This is a genomic window from Streptomyces sp. NPDC043746, from assembly GCF_056436485.1.
This window is the reverse complement of record NZ_JBWKCM010000005.1, coordinates 3,795-20,909: the sequence shown is the minus strand read 5'-3', so window position 1 is coordinate 20,909 and position 17,115 is coordinate 3,795. Positions and strand designations below refer to the sequence as shown.

Genomic DNA, 17,115 nt, shown 5'->3' with positions numbered 1-17,115 from the left:
CGCTCGGCCGGGCCCGCCGCGATCAGCGGTAGCGGTGCTCGTCGTCCTGGACGACCGTCGTGGTGGGCGGCACGACCATGCGGCGGCGGCGCGCGATGCTCATGTAGACGAAGACCCCGATGAGTCCGACGAGCATCATGATCCAGCCGACCAGGTCGACGTTGACGGTGTCCACCTTCCAGTCGGTCGCGAACGCCAGGATCGCGCCGCCACCGATCAGGAGAATGCATCCTCCGAGTCCCATGGTTCCCGCCTCCTCGACGGCCCGGCGTGTCCGGGCCGGTGTACGGGTCGCGTACCCGGCCCGGCAACAACCATGTCCGAGCCGGTCGTTGGGAGGGGCGTCAGTCCGTCAGGAACGCCGTCAGCGCGTTGGCCAGCAGATACGGGTCGTCGGCACCGCACAGTTCACGGGCGCTGTGCATGGAGAGGATCGCGACCCCGATGTCCACGGTCCGGATGCCGTGCCGGGCGGCGGTGATCGGGCCGATCGTCGTGCCGCAGGGCATCGAGTTGTTGGAGACGAACGTCTGCCACGGCACCCCCGCCTTCTCGCAGGCGGCGGCGAACACCGCGCGGCCGCTGCCGTCGGTGGCGTACCGCATGTTGACGTTGACCTTGAGGATCGGCCCGCCGTTGGCGACCGGGTGGTGCGTCGGGTCGTGCCGCTCGGCGTAGTTGGGGTGCACGGCGTGGCCGGTGTCGGAGGAGAGGCAGACCGTCCCGGCGAAGGCGCGGGCGCGGTCCTCGTACGTACCGCCCCGGGCGAAGACCGAACGCTCCAGCACGGTGCCGAGGAGTGGTCCGTCGGCGCCGGTGTCGGACTGGGAGCCGTTCTCCTCGTGGTCGAAGGCGGCCAGCACGGGGATGTACGGAAGCTCGTCGTCGGGCTGCCCGGCGACGGCGGCCAGGGCGGCGGTCGCGGCGTGCACGGAGAGGAGGTTGTCCATCCGCGGCCCGGCGACCAGCTCGCGGTCCCGGCCCAGGTAGGACGGCGGCTCGATGGCGTGCGGCATGAGGTCCCAGCCGGTGACGTCCTCCGGGTCGACGCCCGCCTCCTCGGCGACGAAGCGGATCAGGTCGCCCTCGGCCACCTCCCCGAGCCCCCAGATCGGCTGCATGTGACGCTGCCGGTCGAGTTTGAGGCCGTCGGTGTTGGCCGAGCGGTCCAGGTGTACGGCCAGCTGCGGCACCCGTAGCAGCGCCCGGTCGATGTTGACCAGCCGGTCGGTGCCGTCCCGCAGCGAGATCCGGCCGGCCAGGCCCAGGTCCCGGTCGAGCCAGGTGTTCAGCAGGGTGCCGCCGTAGATCTCGACGGCGATCTGGCGCCAGCCGTGCGACCCGGTGTCGGGCAGCGGCTTCACCCGCAGGTTCGGGGAGTCGGTGTGCGCGCCGACGATCCGGAACGGGGTGTGCGCCGCCGCGCCCTCCGGCACGTACCAGGCGATGATCGCTCCGCCGCGGAGCACGTACTTCCCACCGGGGCTCGGCTCCCAGGCGGCGGTCTCCTCGACCTGACGGAATCCGGCCACCTCCAGCCGGGCGGCGGCGTTGGCCACAGCGTGGTACGGGGACGGGCTCGCCGCCAGGAAGGACATCAGATCATCGGTGTGCGCACGGTCGAACCGGTGGCGAGAACTCATGGTCTTCACTGTATCGAGGCACCCGAGTCCGGAATCCGGTGACCGCCGGGGCGGGGCCGCAGACCTCTACAGGGAGACCGTCCGCAGGTCGTCGATCGCGGTCGGGCCGATGTCGGTGTCGTACGGGTACCCAGCTGATACGGCAGCGCCGCCACTCGGACGGATTCCGGGTGGCGGCGCTGGTGGGTGTACGGAACAGGCGGGCGCGCCTCAGAAGGCGGCCTCGTCCAGCTCCATCAGGGAGTTGTCGATGCTCTCGGCGAGCGCGCGCTCGGTCGAGACGCCCGGCAGGACGTTCGCGGCGAAGAACTTCGCGGCGGCGATCTTGCCCTGGTAGAAGGCGACGTCCTTGGCGGAGGCGGTCGGCAGCTTCTCGGCGGCCACGGCGGCGCCCTTGAGGAGCAGGTAGCCGACGACGACATCGCCGGAGGCCATCAGCAGGCGGGTCGTGTTCAGCCCGACCTTGTAGATGTTCTTGACGTCCTCGCCGGTGGCGGTGAGGTCGGTGATCATCGTGCCGACGATCGCCTCCAGGTCCACGGCCGCCTTGGCGAGGGAGTCCAGCGCGGGGGCCAGCTCCTCGTTGCCCTGGGCGCCCGCGAGGAACTTCTTGATCTCCTCGGAGAGCGTGTTGAGCGAGGCGCCCTGGTCGCGGACGATCTTCCGGAAGAAGAAGTCCTGGCCCTGGATCGCCGTCGTGCCCTCGTAGAGGGTGTCGATCTTGGCGTCCCGGATGTACTGCTCGACCGGGTACTCCTGGAGGTAGCCGGAGCCGCCGAACGTCTGGAGCGACTGCGCCAGCTGCTCGTAGGACTTCTCGGAGCCGTACCCCTTCACGATCGGGAGCAGCAGGTCGTTGAGGCCGTTGAGAGCCTTGGCGTCCTCGCCCGCGGCCTCCTTCTCCTGGATCGCGTCCTGGACGGTGGCCGTGTACAGCACGAGGGAGCGCATGCCCTCGGCGTACGCCTTCTGCGTCATGAGCGAGCGGCGCACGTCGGGGTGGTGCGTGATGGTGACCTTGGGGGCCGTCTTGTCCATGAACTGCGACAGGTCGGTGCCCTGGACGCGCTCCTTGGCGTACTCCAGCGCGTTCAGGTAGCCCGTGGAGAGGGTGGCGATCGCCTTCGTGCCGACCATCATGCGGGCGAACTCGATGATGCGGAACATCTGGCGGATGCCGTCGTGCTTGTCGCCGATCAGCCAGCCCTTGGCGGGGTGGCGGTCGCCGAAGGTCATCTCGCAGGTGTTGGAGGCCTTGAGGCCCATCTTGTGCTCGACGTTCGTCGCGTACACGCCGTTGCGCTCGCCCAGCTCACCGGTGGTCCAGTCGAAGTGGTACTTCGGGACCAGGAAGAGGGAGAGGCCCTTGGTGCCGGGGCCGGCGCCCTCGGGGCGGGCCAGCACGTAGTGGAGGATGTTCTCGGACATGTCGTGCTCGCCCGAGGTGATGAAGCGCTTCACACCCTCGATGTGCCAGGAGCCGTCCTCCTGCTGCACGGCCTTCGTCCGCCCGGCGCCGACGTCCGAGCCGGCGTCCGGCTCGGTCAGCACCATCGTCGAGCCCCACTGCTTCTCGACGGCGATCTCCGCGACCTTCTTCTGCTCCTCCGTGCCCTCCTCGAAGAGGATGCCGGCGAACGCCGGGCCGGAGGAGTACATCCACACGGCCGGGTTCGAGCCGAGCAGCAGCTCCGCGTAGCCCCAGATCAGGGAGCGCGGGGAGGTGGTGCCGCCGATCTCCTCGGGCAGGCCCAGGCGCCAGTACTCCGAGTCCATGAAGGACTGGTACGACTTCCTGAAGCTCTCCGGGACCGGCGCGGTGTTGGTCTCCGGGTCGAAGACCGGCGGGTTGCGGTCGGCGTCGGCGAAGGAGTCGGCCAGCTCGTTCTCCGCGAGACGGGCGATCTCCTCCAGGATGCTCTTCGCGGTGTCGACGTCCATCTCCGCGAACGGACCGGTGCCGTACACCTTGTCGCGCCCGAGCACCTCGAAGAGGTTGAACTCGATGTCGCGGAGATTCGACTTGTAGTGCCCCATGGGAAGGCTCCGTAATCAATAGCAGTGGCGCGCAGCGCCCCGGGGAGTGATGCGGGTCGGGCGACAGGCAGGCATTCGGTACAGGCAGACGTGGGTGTATCAGCTGACCTCTACGATGATGCTACCCGTCAGTAATAAGGCGCAACCCCTCAAGCCGCAGATGTGTCCGATTACTCTTTGCGGCATGTACGGCTACGACCAGAACCCTGGTGCTCAGCAGCAGATGGGTCAGATGGGCCAGGCGGGGCAGATGGGCGGCGGCTACGGGGAGCAGCCGCTGTACCCCGAGCCCTCCCCGCCCTCCCTGGCAGACGCGGTACGGGCCTTCACCACCGGCTCCCTCTCCGCCGAGGACTTCCAGCAGATCTTCGCCACGTCGAAGGTCTACTGCCCGCGCGGCGACAACCCCGGCTTCCTGGCGCTGCACAACACGCAGCAGCCCGTGATCCCGATGTTCACCACGCTCAAGGAGCTGCGGCGGTACGCGGGCAAGGAGTCCAAGTACTTCGTGATCACCGGCGCCGAGGTGATCGACCTGCTGCCCACGGGGTACGGCTTCGTCCTGGACATGGAGGGCGATCACCGCATGGTCTTCGACGCCAAGGCGGTCGAGCAGATGGTCGACTTCGCGATGCGGCGGATGTACGGCTGAGGGCTGTCCCGTCCGTGCGTCGCTGACCTGCGGTTCTTCTGTTCAGGTGAGGGTCTGTGCCGCTTTTGGCGCGGGCCCTCGCTCCGTCGGGGGCAGAGCCTCCGTGCTCTCGTCGGCGGGGCGGGAACGCGCCATGCGTGCGCCGGGGTGCGCGCCCGGGAATGCGGCACGCCTTGCGAGATGTTCATCATTCAACTAAATTGAGTGCAGCAGACTCGCCCGGAGGTGGCTCCCATGCCCGCAGTGACCGTCGACAACCCGCTGACCCTGCCCAAGGTGGCCGCTCAGGGTGACGCCGTGGCCCGCCCCGTGCTCGCCGTCACCACGGCGCCGAGCGGCTTCGAGGGTGAGGGCTTCCCCGTCCGCCGCGCGTTCGCGGGGATCAACTACCAGCACCTCGACCCGTTCATCATGATGGACCAGATGGGCGAGGTGGAGTACGCCGCGGGCGAGCCCAAGGGCACCCCCTGGCACCCGCACCGCGGCTTCGAGACCGTCACGTACCTGATCGACGGAACCTTCGTCCACCAGGACTCCAACGGTGGCGGCGGCACCATCGAGAACGGCGACACCCAGTGGATGACCGCCGGGTCGGGGCTGCTGCACATCGAGGCGCCGCCGGAGTCGCTCGTCATGTCCGGCGGGCTCTTCCACGGCCTCCAGCTCTGGGTGAACCTGCCCAAGGCCGACAAGATGATGAACCCGCGCTACCAGGACATCCGAGGCGGCGAGGTGCAGCTCCTCGCCTCCCCGGACGGCGGTGCGCTGCTCCGGGTCATCGCCGGTGAGCTGGACGGACACCAGGGGCCCGGCATCACCCACACCCCGATCACGATGATCCACGCCACCGTCCGCCCCGGAGCCGAGGTGACCCTGCCCTGGCGCGAGGACTTCAACGGCCTCGCGTACGTCCTGGCCGGGCGGGGCACGGTCGGCCAGGAGCGCCGACCCATCCGCCTCGGGCAGACGGCGGTGTTCGGCAGCGGCTCCTCGCTGACCGTCCGCGCGGACGAGAAGCAGGACGGGCACACCCCGGACCTGGAGATCGTCCTCCTCGGCGGCCGCCCGATCAGGGAGCCGATGGCGCACTACGGGCCGTTCGTGATGAACAGTCAGGCAGAGCTGAAGCAGGCCTTCGAGGACTTCCAGGCGGGCCGCCTGGGGACCGTCCCGGCTGTCCACGGCATGTGAGGGCCGGGTGGGGCCTCACTGCCCACGGCATGTGGGAACCAGAGCGAGGCTCGCCGTGCGCGGCCTGTGACGTCTCTGTACGGGGCGTACGGGGGACGGGCGCCGCGTCAGGTGATGGCCCGTCACCCGTGCGGTGCGCGTCGGCGGGCTCGCCCGGGCGGGCCGTGATCGGGTGGGAGGGTGCCCGCTTCCAAGCCACTCCTGCCCGAAGGCGCTCGCCGCACGGCCGCCTGGTGCGGTGTCGTCCTGCTGGTCGCGGGGGTCGCCGCCGTCGGGATCTGGCTGGTCGTCGCCCTCAAGACCGCGGTCACGCCGGTGCTGCTCGCCCTCCTCGGCACCGCGCTGCTCGGCCCCGTGCACCGCTGGCTCATCGCCCGCCGACTCAACCGCTCGCTGGCCGCCGGGCTCACCTGCGCGGCGTTGGTCGCGGTGGTGGGCGGGGCCGGGTACGTCGTGGTCACCGCCCTCGTCGACTCCGGTGACCAGATCGTCCGCTCCCTCAAGGACGCCGGACAGTGGGTCATCGATCATCTGGACATCGGCGGCAACACGGATGTCGACAGCCTGGCCGACAACGCCAAGAACCTGGTCGACCGGTTCGGGGCGAGCGCCGCAGGTGGCCTGCTCAGCGGGATCAGCCTGGTCGGGACGCTGGTGGCGACCAGCGTGCTGGCGCTCCTGCTGACCTTCTTCTTCCTGCGCGACTCCGACCGGGCCGTCGACCTCGCCCACTCGGTGGCCCCGCGTGGCACCGGTGGCCTGGTGGAGGCCATGGGCCGGCGGGCGTTCGAGGCCGTCGAGGGCTTCATGCGCGGTACCACGTTCATCGCGCTGATCGACGCCGTGTGCATCACGGTGGGCCTGCTGATCCTGGACGTCGCGGGGGCGGTGGGGCTGGGTGCGCTGGTCTTCGTCGGCGCCTACATCCCGTATCTCGGGGCCTTCCTCTCCGGCGCGGTCGCCGTGCTGGTCGCCCTGGCCGACCGGGGGTTCGTGATCGCGCTCTGGGCGCTGGGGGTGGTGCTCGCGGTCCAGCTGCTGGAGGGGCATGTGCTCCAGCCGGTGATCCAGAGCCGTACGGTGCAGATGCACCCAGCGATGATCATGGTGGCGCTGACGGCGGGCGCGAGTGTCGCCGGCCTCCTCGGCATGCTGCTCGCCGTCCCCCTCTGCGCGGCGGCCTTCGGGGTCCTGGGCGAGCTGCGCCGCCATTCGAGTCCGTCCGATGGCCCACCCGGGGGGCCGTCTCATGGTCCCCCGGACGGTCCGCCCGGGGGGCCTTCCGATCCGCCCGGCAGCCACCCGGGCCCGCCGGGCGGTGAATCCAGCCCGTCCCGCGCCTGAGGACGGAGCCCGCACGCGCGAAGAGCCCGGAGCAAGCGGGCCTCGCGCCTACACCCCCGTCCCGCCTCCCTCGTACAGCTCGAACCAGATCGACTTCCCCTCCCCCCGCGGATCGACCCCCCACGCGTCCGCCAGCATCTCCATCAGCACCAGCCCCCGCCCGCTGGACGCCATCTCCCCCGGCCGCCGCTTGTGCGGCAGCTCGTCGCTCGCGTCGGCCACCTCCACGCGCAGCCGCCGCTCGCCCCGCTCCCCGGAGACCTCCGCCGCCATCAGCGCGTCCCCGTCCGTGTGGACCAGCACGTTGGTGGCCATCTCCGAGACCATCAGGACCGCCGAGTCGACCTGCTCGGGGTCCTTCCAGTCGTGCAGCAGCTCCCGGACGAGCTGGCGGCCCACCGAGATCCGCTCGGGCTCGGCCTGCGCGATGGTCAGCACGCTCCGCCGGGCCGGAGTCTCCGGCGCCCGGCCGCTCTCCCGCCGCAGCACCAGCACCGCGATGTCGTCCTCGCGGCGGTCCGCGAGCGGCCCGGTCGTGTAGTGCGAGGTCGGCCCGTGCACGGCCTGGACCAGGGCTTCGGCCAGCTCCTCCAGGTCTTCGGTGGGCTCCTCCAGGACCGGGCGCAGCCGGGTCCAGCCGGTGGCCATGTCGTGGCCGCCGGTCTCGATGAGCCCGTCGGTGCACAGCATGATGGTTTCGCCGGGCTCCAGGACGACCCGGGTGGTGGGGTAGTCGGAGTCCCTCTCGATGCCGAGCGGCAGCCCGCCCGCCGTCTGCCGGATCACCGCCGTGCCGTCGGCGCTCACCACCACCGGGTCCGGATGGCCCGCCCGGGCGATGTCCAACGTTCCGGCATCCGGGTCGACCTCGGCGTACAGGCAGGTCGCGAAGCGCGGGGCGGTGGGCTCGTCGTCGCCCGCCACCCCCTCGTACGCGTCGGTCAGCCCGGAGAGGAAGCGCGAGGCCCGGGAGAGCACGGCGTCCGGGCGGTGGCCCTCGGAGGCGTACGCGCGCAGGGCGATGCGGAGCTGGCCCATCAGCCCGGCGGCCCGTACGTCATGGCCCTGGACGTCACCGATGATCAGGGCGATCCGGCCGTTGGGCAGCGGGATCATGTCGTACCAGTCGCCGCCCACCTGGAGCCCGCCGCCGGTCGGCACGTACCGCGCGGCCACCGTCATCCCGGGGATGTCCGGCCCCAGCGTCGGCATCATCGAGCGCTGGAGGCCGAGCGACAGCTCCCGCTCGGTCTCCGCGACCCCGGCGCGGGCCAGCGCCTGGGCGAGCATCCGGGCCACCGTCGAGAGCACCGCGCGTTCGTCCGGCGAGAACGCCACGGGGTGCTGGAACCCGGCCATCCAGGCGCCCATCGTGCGGCCCGACGAGACGAGCGGGAGGAACGCCCACGACCGTCGGCCGAACCGGCGGGCGAGGGGCCAGGTGGCGGGGTAGCGGCGGCGGTACTCGTCGGGGGAGGGGAGGTAGATCGCGCGGCCCGTCCGGACGACCTCGGCAGCCGGGTAGTCGGTGTCCAGGGGCATGTCGGTGAAGGGGTCCTCCTCGCCCGCGCTCTGCCCGTGGTGGCCGATGATCGTCAGCCGCTCGCCCACCGAACCGAAGACCGCGAGCCCGTCCGGGGAGAAGCCGGGCATGGAGAGGGAGGCCGCGACCCGCAGCACCTCCTCGGTGGACCGGGCCTCGGCCAGCGCCCGCCCGGCGTCCAGCAGGAACGCCTCCCGGGAGCGGCGCCAGTCCCCGGTGATGGGCGTGTCCGCGGCGGACGAGCCCGGCTGGGGTTCCGCGACCTCCTGGAGGGTGCCGATCAGGACGTACCTCTCGGTGCCCCCGTCCACCGGGACGACCGGCTTGGAGCGGCTGCGCACGGTACGGAGCACCTGGCCCCGCTCGTCGACGATCCGCAGCCGGGCCTCGGCGAGGGTGCCCTCCGCGACGGCCAGGTTCACCACCCCGTAGATCTCGTTCCAGTCGACCGGGTGGAACCGTGAGCGCACCGCCGCCTCCCGGTAGCTGCCGGGCTCGGGGGGCAGCCCGAGCAGCCGGGCCGCCTCCGCGTCGAGCGTGACCGTGCCGGCTGCGTTGTCCCAGCGCCACAGGCCGGTCGCGATCGCGGCCAGGACGTCCTCGGTGCGCATTGCCCCACTTTAGGAAGATGTGCTCTTCGCACGCCACCGAGGGGCGGCCGAGCGCGGGCCGCCGCCAGGGGCGGGCGGGAAAGCGAAATGAAGAGGCCCGGCCCCGGGCGGTAGCCTGGTGAGGCTCGATCCCCACCTAACCGCGAAGACTGGATGAACGACGATGCATCGGTACAGGTCCCACACCTGCGGCGAGCTCCGCGCCTCTGACGTCGGCACCGACGTCCGGCTGAGCGGCTGGCTGCACAATCGCCGAGACCTGGGCGGCATCCTCTTCATCGATCTGCGGGACCACTACGGTCTGGTGCAGCTGGTCGCCCGTCCCGGCACCCCGGGCAACGAGGCCCTGGCGAAGCTGACCAAGGAGACCGTCGTCCGCATCGACGGCAAGGTCTCCGCGCGCGGCGCCGAGAACGTCAACCCGGAGCTGTCGACCGGTGAGATCGAGATCGAGGTCACCGAGGTCGAGGTCCTCGGCGAGGCGGGCCCGCTGCCCTTCACGATCAACACCGAGGACGGCGTCAACGAGGAGCGGCGCCTGGAGTACCGCTTCCTCGACCTGCGCCGTGAGCGCATGCACCGCAACATCATGCTGCGCTCGGCCGTGATCGCCGCCATCCGCTCCAAGATGGTGGCCCTCGGCTTCAACGAGATGGCGACCCCGATCCTCACCGCCACCTCCCCCGAGGGCGCCCGCGACTTCGTCGTCCCGTCCCGGCTGAACCCCGGCAAGTTCTACGCGCTGCCGCAGGCCCCGCAGCAGTTCAAGCAGCTGCTGATGATCTCGGGCTTCGACCGGTACTTCCAGATCGCGCCCTGCTTCCGTGACGAGGACGCCCGCGCGGACCGTTCGCCGGGCGAGTTCTACCAGCTCGACGTGGAGATGTCCTTCGTCGAGCAGGAGGACGTCTTCCAGCCGATCGAGAAGCTGATGACCGAACTCTTCACCGAGTTCGGCAACGGCCGCGAGGTCACCTCGCCCTTCCCGCGCATCCCGTTCCGCGAGTCGATGCTGAAGTACGGCAACGACAAGCCGGACCTGCGGGCCAAGCTGGAGCTGGTCGACATCTCGGACGTCTTCGCCGACTCCGGGTTCAAGGCGTTCGCCGGCAAGCACGTCCGCGCGCTGCCCGTCCCGGACACCGCGGGCCAGTCCCGCAAGTTCTTCGACGGCCTCGGCGAGTACGCCGTGGAGCACGGCGCCAAGGGCCTGGCCTGGGTGCGTGTGGGCGAGGACGGCACGCTGGCCGGTCCGATCGCCAAGTTCCTCACCGAGACCGACGTCAAGACGCTCACCGAGCGCCTCTCGCTGGTCCCGGGCCACGCGGTCTTCTTCGGCGCGGGCGAGTTCGACGAGGTCTCCAAGGTCATGTCGGCCGTCCGGGTCGAGGCGGCCAAGCGCGCCGGCCACTTCGAGGAGGGCGTCTTCCGGTTCTGCTGGATCGTCGACTTCCCGATGTACGAGAAGGACGAGGAGACCGGGAAGATCGACTTCTCGCACAACCCCTTCTCGATGCCCCAGGGCGGCCTGGCCGACCTGGAGGAGAAGGACCCGCTGGACATCCTGGCCTGGCAGTACGACATCGTCTGCAACGGCATCGAGCTGTCCTCGGGCGCCATCCGCAACCACGAGCCCGAGCTGATGCTCAAGGCCTTCGAGATCGCCGGGTACGACCGCGAGACCGTGGAGCAGGAGTTCGCGGGCATGCTCCGCGCGTTCCGTCTCGGCGCCCCGCCGCACGGTGGCATCGCCCCGGGCGTCGACCGCATCGTGATGCTGCTCGCCGACGAGCCGAACATCCGCGAGACGATTGCCTTCCCGCTCAACGGCAACGCCCAGGACCTGATGATGGGCGCTCCGACCGAGCTGGACGAGACCCGTCTGCGCGAGCTGAACATCCAGCTCCGCAAGCCGGTCGCGGCCAAGGGCGGCGCGGAGAAGCCCGCCGACACGTAGGCGTCACCTCCGCAGACTGCTCCGCTCTGTGGACGTTTCACGTGAAACAGCCCCCGATCGCCTGATCGGGGGCTGTTGCGCTGCATGAGCGTGAGCGCCCCGGACGGCCGGGGCGACCGGGCGACGCCGTACAGCCGGATGGCCCCGGATCGGATTCGGCCGCGCCGGGTGCGGCAAGGACTGGCACCGAGACACCCCTCTCGCACCCCGTGCCGCACCGTCGCACCGCCGCGCCGTCACCCGAGGAGCCCGCCACCGTGTCCGTCCCGCTCCGCCCGCCCGTACCGCTGCTCGCCGCCCCGCTCCTCGCTCTGGCCCTGCTGCTCACGGGCTGCACTTCCGGCAGCGCCCCCGCGAAGGCCCCCGTCGGCGCCCCGGGGCAGGGTGCCGCAGGCCCGGAGTCCGACGCCGCCTCCGTACGCCGGGCCTCTCCCAGCCCGGAGCCGGATCCGAGCCCCGCGCAGATCCCGGGCCTCGGGCCGCAGACCAGGGCGGAGATCCCGGAGGAGGCCCGGCAGGCGTTCGTGGTCACCGGGGAGGGCGAGGACGCCAACCGGTCCAGCGCGGTCCTGTACGCCCGTGAGGACCCGGCGGAGGGATGGGCGGCGGTTGCCGGCCCCTGGGACGCCCACAACGGCATGAAGGGCTGGACCGACCACCATGTGGCGGGCGACCTGAGGTCCCCCACGGGCGTCTACACCCTCACCGACGCGGGCGGTCGCCTCCCCGACCCGGGCGCCCTGCTCCCGTACGACGAACACCCCCGGTTCGCGGTGGACGGCGTGGGGTTCTTCGGGGAGCCCCTGGAAGGCTCCTTCGACTACGTCGTCGCGATCAACTACAACCGCACCGAGGGTGTCACCCCCCTCGACCGCACCCGCCCACTCGGCCTCGAACGCGGCGGCGGCATCTGGATCCACGTCGACCACGGTGGCCCCACCCAGGGCTGCGTCTCCATCCCGGAGGAGCGCATGGAGGAGCTGCTCCGCACCCTGGACCCGGCCATGAACCCGGTCATCGTGATGGGGGACGCGGAGTCGCTGGGGCGGTGATCGAGCGGACGGGCGGGCGGCCTTGGCCGTACGCTGAAGACGTTCGCGGTGCAAGTGACCCGGTGCAGCAGGAGGTCGTGGCGAGCATGGTCGAGGACCGCGTCCTGATCGACCGGGACACCTGTGAGGTGAAGGTCCACTCGCAGCCCGACGGTGTGCGCTATGAGCAGGTGGCCACCGTGCCGTACGGCAAGACCGTGACCCTCCCCGACCCGGTCGGGATCGAGCTGGACACCGAGCCGCTCAAGAACTGGACGCGCTGACCCGGTGCCGTACGCGCACGACTGGAGCCCGGGACCACGAACGGTGGTCCCGGGCTCCTGGTGGACGTACTAGGCCGGCTTCTCCTCCAGGCGGGGGAAGAGCACCGCGCCCTTCGTCACCGTGGCACCGGCGGGCAGGGTGCCCCAGACGCCCGCGTCCTGGACCCTCTGGTCGGCCAGGGCGCCCAGGGACTCCTCGGCGCCCAGGGACTCCCAGAGCTTCTGCGAGGTCTCCGGCATCACGGAGTTCAGCAGGACCGCGACACCGCGCAGCGACTCGGCGGCCGTGTAGAGGATGGTCGCCAGGCGGGCCTGGCCCTCCGGGGTGGTGTCCTTGGCCACCTTCCACGGCTCCTGCTCCGTGATGTAGCCGTTGACCTGCTTCACGAAGTCGAAGATCGCCAGGATGCCGGACTGGAAGTCCAGCTCCTCGCCGATCTTCGCGTCGGCCGTCGCGACGGCCTTCGCCAGGCCCTCCTGCACGGCCCGCTCGGCGTCACCGGAGGCCGTGGCCTCCGGCAGCGCCCCGCCGAAGTACTTGCCGACCATGGCGGCCACGCGCGAGGCGAGGTTGCCGTAGTCGTTGGCCAGTTCGGACGTGTAGCGGGCGGAGAAGTCCTCCCAGGAGAACGAGCCGTCGCTGCCGTACGCGATGGCCCGCAGGAAGTACCAGCGGTACGCGTCCACGCCGAAGTGGGAGGTCAGGTCCTGCGGCTTGATGCCGGTCAGGTTCGACTTGGACATCTTCTCGCCGCCGACCATCAGCCAGCCGTTGGCGACGACCTTGCCGGGGAGCGGCAGGCCCTGCGCCATCAGCATCGCGGGCCAGATCACCGAGTGGAAGCGGAGGATGTCCTTGCCGATCAGGTGCACGTTCGCCGGGAACGTACCGTCGAACTTCTCCTGGTTGGCGCCGTAGCCCACGGCCGTCGCGTAGTTCAGGAGCGCGTCGATCCACACGTAGATGACGTGCTTGTCATCCCACGGGACCGGAACGCCCCAGTCGAACGTCGAGCGCGAGATCGACAGGTCCTGCAGGCCCTGCTCGACGAAGTTCACGACCTCGTTGCGCGCCGACTCGGGCTGGATGAAGTCCGGGTTCGCCGCGTAGAACTCCAGCAACTTCGGGCCGTACTCGCTGAGCTTGAAGAAGTAGTTCTCCTCCTTGAGGAGTTCCACCGGCTTCTTGTGGATCGGGCACAGCTTCTGCCCGGCGAACTCGCCCTCGCCGTCGATCAGATCGCCGGGGAGCTTGTACTCCTCGCAGCCCACGCAGTACGGGCCCTCGTACCCGCCCTTGTAGATCTCGCCCTTGTCGTACAGGTCCTGCACGAACTCCTGCACACGGTCGGTGTGCCGCTTCTCCGTCGTCCGGATGAAGTCGTCGTGTCGGATGTTCAGATGCTCCCAGAGGGGCTTCCACGCCTCCTCGACGAGCTTGTCGCACCAAGCCTGCGGAGTGACGTCGTTCGCCTCGGCCGTGCGCATGATCTTCTGACCGTGCTCGTCCGTGCCGGTGAGGTACCACACCTTCTCGCCGCGCTGGCGGTGCCAGCGCGTGAGCACGTCGCCTGCGACGGTCGTGTAGGCGTGGCCCAGGTGAGGAGCGTCGTTGACGTAGTAGATGGGGGTCGAGACGTAGTACGCCGTCGCCCCCTGCTTCTCGGATCCAGTGGCCGCCATGGTCGAAATCCTAACGGTCAGTTGAAGATCCACTCACATCGATGAGCGGGGGTGCGGGGGCGCTCCTCGGCAGGTCTGCGGTGGAGAGCTTTGCGAAACATGCCCTGCCGTAATGCTTCCCGCGGGAAAGTCGCATCCTGGGAGGGAGCGGACAAGCGTGCACGAGGCAGGGGACATCACCATGCGGGTACTGGTCGCCGAGGACGAGGAGATCCTCGCGGAACTGGTCGCCACCGGGCTGCGCCGGGCCGGCTTCGCCGTCGACACCGTCTACAGCGGGGACGCCGCCCTCGCCTATCTCGGGCTGTACGACTACGACGTCGTCGTACTGGACCGCGACCTCCCGCGCGTCCACGGCGACGACGTGGCCCGGCGGCTCGTCGCCTCCGGCTCCCGTACACGGATCCTGATGCTCACCGCCTCCGGCACCATGGAGGACCGCGTCGCCGGGCTCGACCTCGGAGCCGACGACTACGTCAGCAAACCGTTCGAGTTCCCCGAGCTGGTCTCCCGGGTCCGCGCCCTGCGCCGCCGCAGCGCCCGGCCCGTACCGCCCCAGTTGGAACGGCACGGCATCCGGCTCGACACCGTACGCCGCTCGGCGCTCCGGGACGGCCGGGAGCTGGACCTGTCGCCCAAGGAGTTCACCGTGCTGCAACTGCTCCTGGAGGCCGACGGCGGGACCGTCAGCGCCGAGGAGCTGCTGGAGCGGGCCTGGGACGCCAACGCCGACCCCTTCACCGGTGCCGTGCGCGTCTGCATGAGCAAACTCCGCGCCAAGTTGGGCGAGCCCGCCCTGATCCGTACCGTCCAGGGCGTCGGGTACGCGCTGTGAGCCCCCGGGCCCGGCTGCGGCGGCCGGCGGCTGCCTCGAAGCTGCCGCGCTCGACGATCAGGACGCGCATAGCCCTCGTGTACGGCGGGGTCTTCCTCGTCCTCGGCACGGCCCTGCTCACCACCGTCAACCTGGCCTCCCGCGCCGGTACGGACTCCGAGGCGCGCGCCATCGCCTCCTCCGCCGTCGTCGTCCCGCCCGGGTACACCATCAACGGCCCGTTCATCGCCCGCAGCGCGGCCGACGGGCCCACCGTCTACGAGCTGACCGACCACGTCAGCGACGCGGCCAGCAAGCAGCACATGTACTGGTCGATCGCCGCGCTCCTGGTGATGACGGCGGGCGCGGTCGGCGTCGGCTGGTGGATCGCGGGCCGGGTGCTGCGGCCCGTCCACGCGATGACCGCCAAGGCCCGCAGCCTCTCCGAGCGGACCCTGCACGAGCGGATCGCCTCCAGCGGGCCGGACGACGAGCTGAAGGAGCTGGGGGAGACGCTGGACGCGCTGCTGGCCCGGCTGGAGAAGGCCTTCGACAGCCAGCGCAGGTTCATCGCCAACGCCTCGCACGAGCTGCGCACCCCGCTCGCCACCCAGCGCGCCGCGATCCAGGTGGGGCTGGACGACCCGAGCCCCGACGATCTCGTCCGCACCCGGCAGACGCTCCTGGACACCAACCGGCGCAGCGAGCGGCTCATCGAAGGGCTGCTCGTGCTGGCCCGGAGCGAACGGGGGCTGGCCGCCGACGAGCGCGAGGACGTCCGCTTCGACCGGGTGGTGGCCGAGGAGACGGCCCGGCGGCCGTGGGCGCGGGGGGAGGGGCCGGGGCGGCCCGCGGTGAGCGTCGAGGTGGCGCCCTGCCCGGTGCGGGGCAACCGGCTGCTGCTCTCCCAGCTGGTGTCGAACCTGCTGGCCAACGCGGTGACGTACAACATGCCGGGCGGTTCGGTGGACATCACGCTGGCGGAGGACGGTGCCCTCGTGGTGCGCAACACCGGCCCGGTGGTCTCCGAGGCCGATATCGCGGGTTTCTTCGAGCCGTTCCGGCGGGGCGAGGGCCGCGACCGGATGGGTCCGGGGTCGGGCCTCGGGTTGTCGATCGTGCGGTCGATCGCGGTGGCCCACGGCGGTACGGTCACGGCGGTCCCGGGCCCGGGGGGCGGTCTCGCCGTGACTGTACGGCTGCCGGTCGATCAGCCCTCGGTGCGCTCCTCGCGCGCCGCGATCCAGGTCGGCAGCCCGGCCAGGACCTCCCGGTAGAGCTCGGCGTCCGGGATCTCGCGCGGGGCCGGGCCGGCGTGGAAGAAGGCGGCGTTGGGGGCGTCCAGCTTCCGCAGGAAGTCGAAGCCCTTCGCGTCCTGCTCGCCGAACGCGACGAACTGGAAGAACAGTGGCAGCCGGGCCGCGTCCGCCAGCGCCTGGCGGGCGAGCTGCTTGGCGTCCGGCGGGCCGTCCGTCTGGAAGATCACCAGAGCCGGACCGGCGTCCTGAGCTTGCCCGCTGTCCGTCTCTCCGTGCCCCGCCCTCTCGTAGTCCGCCACGATCTGTTCGATCGCGCGGTGGTAGTTCGTCCGGCCCAGCCGTCCGAGACCGGCGTTCAGCTCGTCGACCCGGCCCTCGTGGGCGGCCAGCTCGATGGTGCCGGTGCCGTCGATGTCGGTGGAGAAGAAGACGACGGACACGGTGGCGTCGGTGTCCAGGTGGGCCGCGAGCGCGACTGTGCGGTCCCCCAGGTGCTGGGTGCTGCCGTCCTTGTAGAACGGCCGCATGGAGCCCGAGCGGTCGAGCACCAGGTAGACGCGGGCGCGCAGCCCGGTCAGCCCGTGCCCCTTGAGCGCCGCCTGCGCCGCCTTGTACGGGGCGACGAGCTGCGGCGCGCGGGAGGTGACCCGGGCGAGGGTGGTGGCGGGCTTGGCGGTGGCCTTGGAGGCGGTCTTCGCCGCGGGGGCGGTCGCGGTCTCTGCCGCCGTGGGTGCGGTCGGGGGCTCGGGGGTGGCCTCCGGCTCAGGGGCGGCGGCCTCGGGGGCGGGCTCCGGCTCCGGCGTGGTCTCGGCCTCGGCGGGCTTCGCTTCCGCGTCCGATACGGGCTCCGGGTCGGGCTTCGGCGCCTGGTCGGAGTCCGGGTCGAGGTCGATCGTGATCGGGGCGGGCTCCGAGGCGGGGGCGGTGGTCTCGGCCTGCTCCTCCGCCTTGACGGGCTCGACAACCGGCTCGGTGGTCTCGGCCTGCTCCTCCGCCTTGACGGGCTCGACAACCGGCTCGGTGGTCTCGGCCTGCTCCTCCGCCTTGACGGGCTCGACAACCGGCT

The 17,115-nt window shown here is 70.9% G+C and carries 13 protein-coding genes and 1 pseudogene; 8 read left to right on the top strand and 6 right to left on the bottom strand.

Translation table 11 applies throughout. The features are described 5' to 3' along the window. Positions 1 to 22: 22 nt before the first annotated feature. The 3 genes from AC0682_RS07420 to AC0682_RS07410 all read right to left on the bottom strand — a co-directional run bounded on the left by AC0682_RS07420 (position 23) and on the right by AC0682_RS07410 (position 3,680). Positions 23 to 244 (bottom strand): DUF6458 family protein, encoded by a 222-nt coding sequence (locus AC0682_RS07420; protein ID WP_254812176.1) that lies wholly within the window; start codon positions 242 to 244, stop codon positions 23 to 25. Between the two features lie 100 nt (positions 245 to 344). Next, a complete protein-coding gene (locus AC0682_RS07415) occupies positions 345 to 1,643 on the bottom strand; it encodes a M18 family aminopeptidase (RefSeq protein ID WP_478531498.1) in 1,299 nt (432 codons plus the stop codon). Positions 1,644 to 1,853: 210 nt separating this feature from the next. Next, positions 1,854 to 3,680 (bottom strand): acyl-CoA dehydrogenase, encoded by a 1,827-nt coding sequence (locus tag AC0682_RS07410; protein ID WP_254812178.1) that lies wholly within the window; start codon positions 3,678 to 3,680, stop codon positions 1,854 to 1,856. A gap of 184 nt (positions 3,681 to 3,864) precedes the next feature. On the opposite strand from AC0682_RS07410, the gene AC0682_RS07405 reads away from it, so the two are divergent. From AC0682_RS07405 to AC0682_RS07395, 3 genes are all read left to right on the top strand, one after another. Then, on the top strand, positions 3,865 to 4,332 hold the full coding sequence (locus tag AC0682_RS07405) for an SseB family protein (protein ID WP_254812179.1): 468 nt from the start codon (positions 3,865 to 3,867) through the stop codon (positions 4,330 to 4,332). Between the two features lie 234 nt (positions 4,333 to 4,566). After that, a complete protein-coding gene (locus AC0682_RS07400) occupies positions 4,567 to 5,523 on the top strand; it encodes a pirin family protein (RefSeq protein WP_478531497.1) in 957 nt (318 codons plus the stop codon). Between the two features lie 180 nt (positions 5,524 to 5,703). Continuing rightward, entirely contained in the window at positions 5,704 to 6,867 is a 1,164-nt protein-coding gene (locus AC0682_RS07395) for an AI-2E family transporter (RefSeq protein ID WP_254812181.1), read from the top strand. 48 nt (positions 6,868 to 6,915) lie between these two features. Here the strand turns inward: AC0682_RS07395 and AC0682_RS07390 are convergent, their stop codons facing one another. Next, a complete protein-coding gene (locus AC0682_RS07390; RefSeq protein ID WP_478531495.1) occupies positions 6,916 to 9,021 on the bottom strand; it encodes a SpoIIE family protein phosphatase in 2,106 nt (701 codons plus the stop codon). 163 nt (positions 9,022 to 9,184) lie between these two features. On the opposite strand from AC0682_RS07390, the gene aspS reads away from it, so the two are divergent. The 3 genes and pseudogenes from aspS to AC0682_RS07375 all read left to right on the top strand — a co-directional run. Then, complete coding sequence (aspS, locus tag AC0682_RS07385) at positions 9,185 to 10,978, top strand: aspartate--tRNA ligase (protein ID WP_254812183.1); 1,794 nt, start codon at positions 9,185 to 9,187, stop codon at positions 10,976 to 10,978. Positions 10,979 to 11,235: 257 nt separating this feature from the next. Further along, positions 11,236 to 12,030: a L,D-transpeptidase family protein gene (locus AC0682_RS07380; RefSeq protein WP_254812184.1), complete on the top strand. Its 795-nt coding sequence runs from the start codon at positions 11,236 to 11,238 to the stop codon at positions 12,028 to 12,030. Between the two features lie 101 nt (positions 12,031 to 12,131). Further along, a pseudogene (locus tag AC0682_RS07375) lies at positions 12,132 to 12,293 on the top strand (Uma2 family endonuclease); the annotation flags it as partial. A 69-nt stretch (positions 12,294 to 12,362) separates the two neighbouring features. Here the strand turns inward: AC0682_RS07375 and metG are convergent. Then, complete coding sequence (gene metG / locus AC0682_RS07370) at positions 12,363 to 13,976, bottom strand: methionine--tRNA ligase (RefSeq protein ID WP_478531493.1); 1,614 nt, start codon at positions 13,974 to 13,976, stop codon at positions 12,363 to 12,365. A 181-nt stretch (positions 13,977 to 14,157) separates the two neighbouring features. Here metG and AC0682_RS07365 point away from each other — a divergent pair, with 181 nt between their 5' ends. Together AC0682_RS07365 and AC0682_RS07360 are read left to right on the top strand one after the other, a co-directional pair. After that, positions 14,158 to 14,811 (top strand): response regulator transcription factor, encoded by a 654-nt coding sequence (locus AC0682_RS07365; RefSeq protein WP_254813231.1) that lies wholly within the window; start codon positions 14,158 to 14,160, stop codon positions 14,809 to 14,811. Next, entirely contained in the window at positions 14,808 to 16,067 is a 1,260-nt protein-coding gene (locus AC0682_RS07360; RefSeq protein WP_478531491.1) for a sensor histidine kinase, read from the top strand. The genes AC0682_RS07365 and AC0682_RS07360 overlap by 4 nt, the downstream gene beginning before the upstream one ends. Here the strand turns inward: AC0682_RS07360 and AC0682_RS07355 are convergent. Continuing rightward, positions 16,001 to 17,115 (bottom strand): VWA domain-containing protein (locus tag AC0682_RS07355; protein WP_478531489.1); only part of this gene is annotated, 1,115 nt, incomplete at its 5' end. The genes AC0682_RS07360 and AC0682_RS07355 overlap by 67 nt on opposite strands.